Below are 11,453 nucleotides of genomic sequence, written 5' to 3' on the forward strand. Positions count from 1 at the left end.
TCGTACGCCCCGGATGCCCTCCCGGGTACGGGAAACGCCCCCGGCACCCAGGTGCCGGGGGCGTTTCGCGCAGGTCGCGGCGGTGACGGTCAGTCGTTGCCGTTGCCCGGGGTCGTCTTCTGGATCTGGAGCAGGAACTCGGCGTTCGACTTCGTCTGCTTCATCTTGTCCAGGAGCAGCTCGATCGCCTGCTGCTGGTCGAGCGCGTGCAGCACCCGGCGCAGCTTCCAGACCACCGCGAGCTCGTCGCTGCCGAGCAGGATCTCTTCCTTACGGGTGCCGGACGCGTCCACGTCCACCGCCGGGAAGATGCGCTTGTCGGCGAGCTTGCGGTCGAGCTTGAGCTCCATGTTGCCGGTGCCCTTGAACTCCTCGAAGATCACCTCGTCCATGCGCGAGCCGGTCTCCACGAGCGCGGTGGCGAGGATGGTCAGCGAGCCGCCGTCCTCGATGTTGCGCGCGGCACCGAAGAAGCGCTTCGGCGGGTAGAGCGCGGTCGAGTCGACACCACCGGACAGGATGCGCCCGGAGGCCGGGGCCGCCAGGTTGTACGCACGGCCCAGACGGGTGATCGAGTCGAGCAGCACGACCACGTCGTGGCCCAGCTCCACGAGGCGCTTGGCGCGCTCGATGGCGAGCTCGGCGACCGTGGTGTGGTCCTCGGCCGGGCGGTCGAAGGTCGAGGAGATGACCTCGCCCTTGACCGACCGCTGCATGTCGGTGACCTCTTCCGGACGCTCGTCGACCAGGACGACCATCAGGTGGCACTCGGGGTTGTTGACCGTGATCGCGTTGGCGATCGCCTGCATGATCATGGTCTTGCCGGTCTTCGGCGGGGCCACGATCAGACCGCGCTGGCCCTTGCCGATCGGCGACACGAGGTCGATGATCCGCGTGGTCAGCACGCCCGGGTCGGTCTCCAGCCGGAGCCGGTCCTGCGGGTACAGCGGCGTCAGCTTGCTGAACTCCGGGCGACCGCGGCCGGAGTCGGCCGCCATGCCGTTCGCGGAGTCCAGACGGACCAGCGCGTTGAACTTCTCGCGGCGCTCGCCGTCCTTGGGCTGGCGGACCGCGCCGGTGACGTGGTCACCCTTGCGCAGACCGTTCTTGCGGACCTGGGCCAGCGAGACGTACACGTCGTTCGGGCCGGGCAGGTAGCCGGAGGTCCGGATGAACGCGTAGTTGTCGAGGATGTCCAGGATGCCCGCGACGGGGATCAGCACGTCGTCGTCGGCGACCTGCGGCTCGGCGCCGAACTCCTCGCGGCCACCGCGGCGGCCGCGGCGGTCCCGGTAACGGCCACGGCGGCCGCGGCGGCCCTCGTCGTCGAAGTCGTCCTGCGGACCGTTGTTCTGCTGGCCCTGGCCGCCTTGGCGCTGCTGGCGCTGGCCGCCCTGGCCCTGCTGGTCGTCGCCCTTGCCGCGGCGCTCGCCCCGCTCGCCCCGCTCGCCCCGCTCGCCGCGGTCACGGTCGCGGTCGCCGCGCTGGCGGCCCTGGCGGTCGCCCCGCTCGCCACCGCGCTCGCCGCGGTCGCGGCGCTCGCGCCGGCCCTCGGCGCCGTCGACGGCCTCGGTGGCCTTGGTCTCGGGCTGGGCGTCGGTCTTCTGCCCGTCCCGGACGTCGGTCCTGGCCTCGGCCTTGGCGGTCTGCGGCTCGGCGACGGCGGTCGCCGACTCCGGCGAGCCGGCGGCCGCGGTGGCGCGCCGGCGACGGCGCTCGCCCACGGGCTGCTCGTCTCCCCCGAGCTCTCGGCTCCGCTCGGCCTGGGCGGCGCCCCCGGCCGGCTGGCCGGGGATCTCGATCTGCTGCTGGGCGGCCGGCTTCTCGGCGGCCTCGTCACCCGTACGGGCCTTGGAGGTGGCGCGGCGCTTGGGCTTGGTCTCGGCCGCGTCGGCGCCCTTGGCCGGGGCGGCGGAGCCGGAACCGGCCTGCGCCTCCTTGATGACCTCGATCAGCTGGCTCTTGCGCATCCGCGCGGTGCCCCTGATGCCGAGGCCGGACGCGACCTGCTGCAGCTCGGCCAGGACCATGCCGTCGAGGCCGGTGCCGGAGCGGCGGCGCCGTGAGGTGGTGCCCGAGGCAGCACCTGCGGCGGGCGCGGCGTCGCCGACAGAAGTGTCGGCTGTCACGCCCATCAGATCGGTGGTGTCGCTCACGAAGGGTCCTTCCCTGGAGCGGACGTCGGCCTGTCTGGCTCGGCGACCGGTTGTGCTGTCCGAACATGGCCCGTGACCTGGGGTCACTGACCGTGCCGGGGCGGTGGTCCGCCGCGTACGGCGGAGAGATGAACGTGCGTGGGGTCCGGCCCGAGTTCCCCTACTCGGCCCCCTGGGAAAAGCGGGGGGTGTCGTGCCGGGTTCCGGAGCGTGCTCGGAAACTGCTCAGGCAGGCTGCGCAGGCAGTTTGGGAGGCTCCCGGAAGAAAGGCGGTCCCTGAAGGGGACACGAAGCACCGCGCCACAATGACGACCGATGCAGACTTGAGGTTAACACTACCGGATCCAACAAACATTCCCCCTCTCGTTCACCGGCAAGCCGCGCGTCCCGCCCCCGGGGCTCTAGGAGCCCAGTGGCAGGACACTCGCGCCCGAAGCGTCGAGGCGGAGCCGGTTCGCGGCCCACCCCTCGCCCGCCAGCCGTGCGACCTTGTCGGCCGCACCGTCCTCGACCAGCGCCAGGACCGTGGGTCCCGCGCCGGAGATGACCGCGGGGACACCGTCCGCCCGCAGCCGGTTGACCAGCGCCACGCTCTCGGGCATCGCGGGTGCCCGGTATTCCTGGTGGAGCCGGTCCTCGGTGGCCGGGAGCAGCAGCTCGGGGCGCCTGGTCAGCGCCTCCACGAGCAGGGCCGCGCGTCCGGCGTTGGCCGCCGCGTCCACATGCGGGACGGTCCTCGGCAGCAGCCCCCGGGCGGTCTCCGTCAGCACCGGCTTGCCCGGGACGAAGACCACCGGAACGATGGAATCCGCGGGATCCATCCTGATGGCCCGCGCCGCTCCCCCCTCCATCCAGGAGAGCGTGAACCCGCCGAGCAGACAGGCCGCGACGTTGTCGGGGTGGCCCTCGATCTCGGTGGCCAGCTCAAGCAGCGCGGCGTCGTCGAGCCTGGCGTCGCCGCCTATCGTCACCGCGCGCGCCGCGACGATGCCGGCGCAGATGGCGGCCGACGAGGAGCCCAGGCCCCGGCCGTGCGGAATGCGGTTGGCGCAGACGACTTCGAGGCCGCGCGGCTGCCCGCCGAGCAGGTCGAACGCGGTACGCAGCGACCGTACGAGGAGGTGGCTCTCGTCGCGGGGCAGCGTCTCGGCGCCCTCGCCCGCGATGTCGACGTGCAGGCCGGAGTCGGCGACGCGGACCACCACGTCGTCGTAGAGCCCCAGTGACAGGCCCAGGGAGTCGAAGCCCGGGCCGAGGTTGGCACTGGTGGCGGGGACGCGCACCCGTACGGCGGCGGCGCGGAATGCGGGACCGGCCATCGCTCTGATGACTCTCCTTGTGAGACTGCTGCGGGATTTTCGAAGAAGTACCCAACACCCGACGGCCACGTGGGCAACTGCACCGCGGCATATGCGGCGGGGCGGGTTGAGTACAGCCTATCGAAGGAAGGTTCAGTGGCGACATAGGGCGCACAGGAGGCGCACGATGCGTGTCGCGAGCCCCCTGCGCCCCTACGTGCCGAGTTGCACGACGTTGTACGGGTTTTGCCTACGCCAGACCGAGGCGCTCGGCCGCGGCCGCCGCGTCCACCGGCACCGTGACCGGCTGCGGAGCACCCGCGACGGCCCAGTCCGGGTCCTTGAGGCCGTTGCCGGTGACCGTACAGACGATCTTCTGTCCGGGGTCGACCAGACCCTGTTCGGCGGCCTTGAGCAGACCGGCGACCGAGGCGGCCGACGCGGGCTCCACGAAGACGCCCTCCTGGGCGGCCAGGAGCCGGTAGGCCCGCAGGATCTCACGGTCCGTCACCTCGTCGATGAGACCGCCCGATTCATCGCGCGCGGCCTCCGCGAACTGCCAGGACGCGGGGTTGCCGATGCGAATCGCGGTGGCGATCGTCGACGGGTCCTTGACCACTTCACCGCGCACGATCGGCGCCGAACCGGACGCCTGGAAGCCCCACATGCGGGGCGCGTGGGTGGACACGCCGTCCGCCGCGTACTCCCGGTACCCCCGCCAGTACGCCGTGATGTTGCCGGCGTTGCCGACGGGAAGCACATGGATGTCGGGCGCGTCGCCGAGCATGTCCACGATCTCGAACGCGGCGGTCTTCTGGCCCTCGATACGGACCGGGTTGACCGAATTGACCAGCGCCACCGGGTAGTTGTCGGAGAGGCTGCGCGCCAGCGTCAGACAGTCGTCGAAGTTCCCGTCCACCTGGAGGATCTTCGCGCCGTGCACGAGCGCCTGGCCCATCTTGCCGAGCGCGATCTTGCCCTGCGGCACCAGGACGGCGCACACCATGCCGGCCCGTACCGCGTAGGCGGCCGCGGAGGCGGAGGTGTTGCCGGTGGAGGCGCAGATGACCGCCTTCGCGCCCTCCTCCTTGGCCCGGCTGATCGCCATGGTCATGCCCCGGTCCTTGAAGGACCCGGTGGGGTTGGCGCCCTCGACCTTGAGGTGGACCTCGCAGCCCGTGCGCTCGGAGAGCACCTGCGCGGGCACGAGCGGCGTGCCGCCCTCGCGGAGGGTGACGACCGGGGTCGTAGCGGAGACGGGGAGCCGGTCCCGGTACTCCTCGATGATTCCGCGCCACTGGTGGGTCATTGCTCGTTACTCCCCTTCAACACGCATGATGCTGGCGACACCCCGCACGGTGTCGAGCTTGCGCAGGGCGTCCACGGTCCCGGTGAGGGCCGCGTCGGCCGCGCGGTGGGTCACGACGACGAGGGAGGCCTCGCCGTCCTTGCCCGACTGCCGCACGGTGTCGATGGAGACGCCGTGCTCGGCGAAGACCGTGGCCACCTGGGCGAGCACGCCCGGCTTGTCGGCCACGTCGAGGCTGATGTGATAGCGCGTCACCACGTCGCCCATGGGGCTCACGGGCAGCTGGGTGTACGCGGACTCACCGGGGCCGGTGGACTCGGCGAGCTGGTTGCGGCAGACCGCCACCAGGTCGCCCAGGACCGCGGAGGCGGTCGGCGCGCCGCCCGCGCCGGGCCCGTAGAACATCAGCTGTCCGGCGGCCTCCGCCTCGACGAAGACGGCGTTGTACGCGCCGCGTACGGAGGCCAGCGGGTGGTCGAGCGGGATCATCGCGGGGTGCACCCGGGCGGTGACGGAGCCGCCGTCCGCGGCCCGCTCGCAGATGGCGAGCAGCTTGATGGTGCAGCCCATCTCCTTCGCCGAGGCGAAGTCCGCCGCGGTGACCTCGGTCATGCCCTCGCGGTAGACGTCGTCGAGGCGGACCCGGGTGTGGAAGGCGATCCCGGCGAGGATGGCGGCCTTGGCGGCGGCGTCGAAGCCCTCCACGTCGGCGGTCGGGTCGGCCTCCGCGTAGCCGAGGGCGGTGGCCTCGTCGAGGGCCTCCTGGTACCCGGCGCCCGTGGAGTCCATCTTGTCGAGGATGAAGTTGGTCGTGCCGTTGACGATGCCGAGCACCCGGTTGACCTTGTCACCGGCGAGCGACTCGCGCAGCGGCCGGATGAGCGGAATGGCGCCGGCGACCGCCGCCTCGTAGTACAGGTCCCGCCCGTGCTCGGTGGCGGCGGCGTGCAGCGCGGCGCCGTCCTGGGCGAGCAGCGCCTTGTTGGCGGAGACGACGGAGGCGCCGTGCTCGAAGGCGGTGGTGATGAGGGTACGAGCGGGCTCGATGCCACCGATGACTTCGATGATGACGTCGATGTCGCCGCGTTTGACGAGAGCGGTGGCGTCAGTGGTGACGAGGGCGGGGTCGATGCCCTCGCGCACCTTGGAGGGCCGGCGCACGGCGACACCGGCGAGCTCGACGGGCGCGCCGATGCGCGCCGCGAGGTCGTCGGCGTGCGTCGTCATGATGCGCGCCACCTCTGAGCCGACCACTCCACAGCCCAGCAGCGCCACCTTCAGCGGACGCGTACGCATCATCCGACCTCGTCTCCTTCTACCAGCTTGAATGCCAACCAGTCTCACTCACCGGACGGAGATTTCCCCCCTCCGTCCGGATCCTGAGACACATATTCCACTATCTATTCATCGATCTATTCAATTTGTTTCGTCATCCGACGTCGAGCCGCAGGAGATCTTCCTCGGTCTCGCGCCGCACGATCACCCGCGCCTCACCGTCGCGGACGGCGACGACGGGCGGGCGCAGGGCGTGGTTGTAGTTGCTGGCCATGGACCGGCAGTACGCCCCGGTGGCCGGCACCGCGATGAGATCACCGGGCGCCAGGTCGGCGGGCAGGAACGCGTCCCGTACGACGATGTCGCCGCTCTCGCAGTGCTTGCCCACGACCCGTACCAGCATCGGCTCGGCGTCGGAAGTGCGCGAGACGAGGGAGACGGAGTACTCGGCGTCGTACAGGGCGGTACGGATGTTGTCGGACATCCCCCCGTCGACGCTCACATAGGTCCGCAGCCCGTCCAGCGGCTTGATGGTCCCGACCTCGTACAGCGTGAAGGCGCTGGGCCCGACGATGGCGCGCCCCGGCTCGACGGAGATACGCGGCGTACGCAGCCCGGCGGCCTCGCACTCGCGGCTGACGATCTCGTTGAGCGCCTTGGCGATCTCGTGCGGCTCGCTGGGGTCGTCGTCGGAGGTGTACGCGATGCCGAGGCCGCCACCGAGGTCGATCTCGGGCAGCTCGACCCCGTGCTCGTCCCGCACCTCGGCGAGCAGCTGCACCACACGCCGGGCGGAGACCTCGAAACCCGCCATGTCGAAGATCTGGGACCCGATGTGGGAGTGAATGCCGATGAGCTCGAGCCCGTCGAGCTTGAGGGCACGGCGAACGGCCTCGGCGGCCTGCCCGCCCGCGAGCGCGATCCCGAACTTCTGGTCTTCGTGAGCGGTGGCGATGAACTCATGGGTGTGCGCCTCGACGCCCACGGTCACGCGGATCTGGACGCGCTGGCGCTTGCCGAGGCTCTGCGCGATGTGGGCGACGCGGACGATCTCCTGGAAGGAGTCGAGGACGATACGCCCGACACCGACCTCGACGGCCCGCCGGATTTCGTCTTCGGACTTGTTGTTCCCGTGGAAAGCGATCTGCTCGGCGGGCATTCCGGCGGAAAGGGCGGTGGCGAGCTCGGTGCCGGAGCAGACGTCGAGATTGAGCCCTTCCTCATGGAGCCACCGCACAATGGCACGCGAGAGGAACGCCTTCCCGGCGTAGAAGACATCGGCGTCCTTGCCGAAGGCGTCGGCCCAGGCGCGGCAGCGGGCGCGGAAGTCGGTCTCGTCGAGGAAGTAGGCGGGGGTGCCGAACTCCTCGGCGAGCGAGGCGACATCGAGCCCGGCGACGGTGGCGACTCCGTCGTCGTTGCGTCCAACGGTCTGCGACCAGACCTTCGGATCAAGGGAGTTGAGGTCGGCGGGCGGCGCGGAGTAATGCCCCTCGGGGAAGACGTCGGCGTGACGGGGCCCGGCGGGATGTGCGGAACGGCTCATGCTGTCTCTCAACTCTCACAAATATTCGGGTACGCGAATGCCGAACAGGGACAGGCCACCGGCCAGCACCGCCCCGACGGCTTCGGCGAGCGCGAGCCGGGCACGGTGGGCGGCCGAGGGTTTCTCGTCCCCGAGCGGAAGAACGCAGTGCTGGAAGTCGAGGACGCCATCGGCCAGGGCTTCGAGCTGCCGGGCGAGCCGGTCGGGGGCGGCGAGGCGGGCGGCGCGGAGGAGGACGGTGGGGTGGTCGGCGAGGTGGGTGAGGAGGGGGGTGGCGGTGTCCGGGGTACCGGTTTCGCCCGGGGCGCGGTGGGTGGCGCCGGGGCCGCGATCCGGGGTGCGGCGGGTGGCCCTCAGGTTGCCGGGGGCGCTTTCGGGGAGGCTGAGGCCGCCCGAGGCGCGCTCCGGGGCGCGGTGGGTGGCGCCGGGGGCGCGATCCGGGGTGCGACGGGTGGCCCTCAGGCCGCCGGGGGCGCTTTCGGGGAGGCCGAGGCCGCCCGAGGCGCGCTCGGGGGCGCGGTGGGTGGCGCCGGGGGCGCCTTCGGTGCTGCCCAGGTCGCCCGGGGCGCTGGTGAAGCCCAGGTCGTGGGCGTTGCGGGTGAGGGCACGCGTGCGGGTGTACGCGTACCGGACCCGGAAGTACGGATTGCTGTCGCGCTGGGCGAGGAGCTCGGCGGCGGGGGCGGGCCGGTCGTGGGCGGCGGCGCGGAGGTAGGCCCAGCGGGCGGCGTCGGGATCGGCGAGGTGGGCGGTCTCCGGGTCCGGGAGGACGTGGAGCCGCTCACTCCCGTACGGGGTGATCTCGGCGGTGGCGCCCTGTGAGCGCAGCAGCTCGACGACGACGGAGGTGACGGCGCGGGCGCGGGGCTCGCCAACGGGGGCGAAGGAGGTGTGCTGCCCGGCGAGGGAGTCGCCGTACCCGTAGCGCGGGCCGAGGGCGAGGACCTGACGTACGAGGTCGTGGGGGCCGTCTTCCGCGTCCAGGGTGAAGTTGAGGAACCCGGGCCCGGTGATGTCGACGCGCGCGACCCCGGGGGCGCCGGTGAGGTGCCCGCGCAGGGCCTCGGCGACGGCGCGGGGGGCGAGCCCGGAGGCGGCGGCGAGCTTCAGCGCGACGGCACTGGCGTAGTCCCCGCCCCCACCCGGCCGGGGCCGCTCGACCTTGACGTCATCGGGCACGACCACACACAGCACACCCTCGTCGACGACGCTGCGCACGGCACGCACGACGGTACGGGAGAGCTCTGCGGGGGTCACGGGCCAAGCGTATGGGAGAGGGGGGGTGGGGCGGCGAATCGGTTTCGGGATGTGGGCGGGGGCCTCCGGGGGGGCGGGGGGGGTTGGGGGGCGCGGCGGGGCCGGAGATGGCGGCACTGGTGTGGGGGTGCGCCCTCGCTTGGTGCGGCGGGGCCGGGGGGCTCCGTGCCGGGGCGCGGGAGTGCGGGGTGCGGCGGGGCCGGGGGTGGCGGGACCGGTGTGGGGCGCCCCCGCCCATGCCGGGGCGTACTGCCTCCACCGCTCAGCCGCGGCTCGTCCCGGCCGCCCGCCCGGCTCGTCCGGGCTGCGGCTGCCTGTTGCCGTCGGTGGACGGCGGGGCCTCCCGGTGCATCAGCTGCCGTACGACCTTGACCAGCTCGGCCGGCTCGAAGGGCTTGGCCAGGAACGCGTCCACACCGGCCGCGAGCCCGGTCTCGACCTCGTACTGCGTACAGGCACTGATGATGGCGAGCGGCAGATGCCGCGTACGCGCGTCCGCCCGCAACCGCGCGGCCGTACGCAACCCGTCGAGCCGTGGCATCACGACGTCCAGAGTGATGACATCCGGACAGACCCGGTGCACCACTTCCAGGCACTCGGCACCATCGGCCGCGGTCACGACCTCGAAGCCCTCCAGCTCGAGGTTGACCCTGATCAACTGCCGGATGACCTTGTTGTCGTCGACAACAAGCACCCGGCCGGACACGCCTGACACATCTCGAGGTTAGGTCCGCGACCGTCGCCGCGTCCGGGTTTTCCCCACTTCCGCCCCCTGCGGGGGACCCCGCCCCGCCGGACGACGCGAAATACCTGTTCACAGCCACCCCACGAGAGCTGGTAGTGTTCAACCCGTCGCCGCCAAGCGCGGTGAACGCCCCCGTAGCTCAGGGGATAGAGCAACGGCCTCCGGAGCCGTGTGCGCAGGTTCGAATCCTGCCGGGGGCACCCCTTACGAGGTGTCCAAAGACCCCGTCACCAGCGGAAACGCTGAGGCCGGGGTCTTTGCGTATGTGTAGGCATAGACGTATGCCGCCCGGAGCGGCCGTATGCCGAGGCCTGTGGACGAGGCGTGGACGGGATCTCGAAGCATCACGGCACGTCGCCTGCACAGAGCTCACTCGCCGTGGCCCGCCCGAGCCTCCCGTCTGCCAGCATCCCCGGATGAGACTGAATCCGGGGATCACCGTGGAGAACGCCGACGACACACTTCGTCGCGCCGAGACGATATGGGGCAACGCTCGGGGCTCGCAGGACTTCTATCGCGCTACATCGATGCTGTTCACGACACCTATCCCGCGCTGAAGCAAGCTTTCGCAGCCCCAGACCTCGCTGCTGGTCTCCACTCCGTGGCGTACTGGAACCTGCTCGCGGGCGGAACAGCCGCCCTAGAAAAAAGCAGGTGGACGAGCGATCCAGACCTAGCCCACTACATGGCGCGCACTCAGCGCGCGCGCAACCAGGCCCTCTCGACGGAGATCGAGAACCAAATGAAGGCACTCGAGCGAGCACGCAAAGAGATGGAAGGGCTGAAGATGCTTGTAGCCCGGCCTGGCCTGCCGGTTGTCTACGACACCAACATGCTCAACCACTGGCAACAGCCAGGAGACATCCTGTGGCGCGACGTCTTCAAAGCTCAGGATGAAAAGATCAGCCTGACCCGGCTTGTCATACCTCTACGGGTGATCGAGTAATTGGACAAGCAAAAGTACGGTCAAGGTGATTTTGCCGCAAAGCCGCTACAGCAATTCGTTACCTGGAGCGCGTTTTCAAGGACAGCCTCCCCGGGGAACCCGTACACCTCCGCGAAGGCGTCACGCTCGAAGTATGGGTTGACACCGATGACCGTGACGGTGATACAGACCTCGCCATTTTGCGCTGCGCCGCTGACCGAGAGAATCTCCATCCGGCAACTGGTGCCCGCGTGCTTACCGACGACATCGGCATGCGCTTGCCTGCACAGCAGCTAGGGCTGAAGGTGATCCGGCTACCTGAGGTGCACCGCAAGAAGGGAACTTCCCTTGACCATGTGCCACCCACAACAGGGTGAAGCAGTCGCAGACTGAAATTAACCGACGTCTCCTAGTGGCGGATACCTATTAGGACTTCGCGCGCTTCGTAAACTTTGACCGCTTTACATGCCGCCGGGGGCGTCTTACTCAAGGCAAAAGCTCTCGCCTGATACGTCGGCGAGGTTTACCCCTGAAAGCTCGTTGAACGCTTCGAGCAGGAGGGTGACGACCGCATCGGCCGGTACCGGGGTATCTGTGGCGGACAGATGTTAGCGAAGGGCTGCACTGGGCTTTGGCGGGTCATCCATAGGCACAATCTGACGGTTCGCGCGGGGAAGGGTGAATGTACAGCATTGCCAAAACCCAGCCGCCTCCGACGGCGACGGCAACAGGCGGCAGTGGCACTCGGTAGCCCGGCACGGCGGCCGCAGGGGTCGATGGGTCCGGCCCAACAACACGTGCTCGCATCTTCCAAGCGCCGGGCCGCAGTGTGCTGGCCCAATGGGCGAGCATGTCACTCCCCTGGTTACGTGGAGAGATTGGCTATGCGGCTCGGCCTTCCTGATCGGTCCGGCTCGCACTTCCTGGATGCTCTCCCCAGCT

At 70.3% G+C, this 11,453-nt stretch carries 9 protein-coding genes and 1 tRNA gene; 2 read left to right on the plus strand and 8 right to left on the minus strand.

The window, feature by feature from the left end; translation table 11 throughout:
• Positions 1–89: 89 nt before the first annotated feature.
• From rho to AB0G17_RS30110, 7 genes are all read right to left on the minus strand, one after another.
• On the minus strand, positions 90–2,156 hold the full coding sequence (gene rho, locus AB0G17_RS30080; RefSeq protein ID WP_361389586.1) for a transcription termination factor Rho: 2,067 nt from the start codon (positions 2,154–2,156) through the stop codon (positions 90–92).
• A gap of 401 nt (positions 2,157–2,557) precedes the next feature.
• Positions 2,558–3,475, minus strand: a complete 918-nt coding sequence (gene thrB, locus AB0G17_RS30085; protein WP_361389588.1) for a homoserine kinase — start codon at positions 3,473–3,475, stop codon at positions 2,558–2,560.
• Positions 3,476–3,704: 229 nt separating this feature from the next.
• Complete coding sequence (thrC, locus tag AB0G17_RS30090) at positions 3,705–4,763, minus strand: threonine synthase (protein ID WP_361389590.1); 1,059 nt, start codon at positions 4,761–4,763, stop codon at positions 3,705–3,707.
• Positions 4,764–4,769: 6 nt separating this feature from the next.
• On the minus strand, positions 4,770–6,059 hold the full coding sequence (locus AB0G17_RS30095) for a homoserine dehydrogenase (RefSeq protein ID WP_361389679.1): 1,290 nt from the start codon (positions 6,057–6,059) through the stop codon (positions 4,770–4,772).
• Between the two features lie 133 nt (positions 6,060–6,192).
• Positions 6,193–7,584, minus strand: coding sequence for a diaminopimelate decarboxylase (gene lysA, locus AB0G17_RS30100; protein WP_361389592.1), 1,392 nt, complete (start codon positions 7,582–7,584; stop codon positions 6,193–6,195).
• Between the two features lie 15 nt (positions 7,585–7,599).
• On the minus strand, positions 7,600–8,841 hold the full coding sequence (gene nrtL / locus AB0G17_RS30105) for an ArgS-related anticodon-binding protein NrtL (RefSeq protein ID WP_361389595.1): 1,242 nt from the start codon (positions 8,839–8,841) through the stop codon (positions 7,600–7,602).
• Positions 8,842–9,103: 262 nt separating this feature from the next.
• On the minus strand, positions 9,104–9,547 hold the full coding sequence (locus tag AB0G17_RS30110; protein ID WP_361389681.1) for a response regulator: 444 nt from the start codon (positions 9,545–9,547) through the stop codon (positions 9,104–9,106).
• A 167-nt stretch (positions 9,548–9,714) separates the two neighbouring features.
• Between AB0G17_RS30110 and AB0G17_RS30115 the strand changes: the two genes are divergently transcribed.
• Both AB0G17_RS30115 and AB0G17_RS30120 read left to right on the plus strand, forming a co-directional pair.
• Positions 9,715–9,786: transfer RNA gene (locus AB0G17_RS30115), tRNA-Arg, on the plus strand.
• A 401-nt stretch (positions 9,787–10,187) separates the two neighbouring features.
• Positions 10,188–10,532 carry a hypothetical protein gene (locus tag AB0G17_RS30120; RefSeq protein WP_361389597.1) on the plus strand — a complete coding sequence of 115 codons (345 nt, stop codon included), beginning with the start codon at positions 10,188–10,190 and terminating at the stop codon, positions 10,530–10,532.
• A 20-nt stretch (positions 10,533–10,552) separates the two neighbouring features.
• Here the strand turns inward: AB0G17_RS30120 and AB0G17_RS30125 are convergent, their stop codons facing one another.
• Positions 10,553–10,744 (minus strand): hypothetical protein, encoded by a 192-nt coding sequence (locus AB0G17_RS30125; RefSeq protein ID WP_361389599.1) that lies wholly within the window; start codon positions 10,742–10,744, stop codon positions 10,553–10,555.
• Positions 10,745–11,453: the final 709 nt, after the last annotated feature.

The sequence above is a fragment of the Streptomyces sp. NPDC023838 genome (genome assembly GCF_040639555.1).
GTDB lineage: Bacteria > Actinomycetota > Actinomycetes > Streptomycetales > Streptomycetaceae > Streptomyces.